Genomic DNA, 258 nt, shown 5'->3' on the forward strand with positions numbered 1-258 from the left:
ATCCATCGCGCACTCTTAACGACGATGAGGTGAACACTACCCTGCAAAACATCCTCACCTCGCTCGAACAAAGGTTGAACACCACGTTAAGGAAATAACGGCATGGGTGCTCTGACGAAAGCTGAGATGGCGGAACGTCTGTATGAAGAGCTGGGCCTGAATAAACGGGAGGCCAAGGAATTGGTCGAACTGTTTTTTGAAGAAATCAGGCACGCTCTTGAAGACAACGAACAAGTCAAATTGTCCGGTTTCGGCAAT

At 48.4% G+C, this 258-nt stretch carries 1 protein-coding gene; it reads left to right on the forward strand.

Annotated elements, in window-relative coordinates; translation table 11 throughout:
- Window positions 1-102: 102 nt before the first annotated feature.
- On the forward strand, window positions 103-258 hold a 156-nt coding region (locus tag SB752_RS32830), incomplete at its 3' end, for an HU family DNA-binding protein (protein ID WP_410719569.1).

Origin of the sequence: Brevibacillus sp. SIMBA_040, from assembly GCF_046535075.1 — a bacterium.
Classification (GTDB): domain Bacteria; phylum Bacillota; class Bacilli; order Brevibacillales; family Brevibacillaceae; genus Brevibacillus.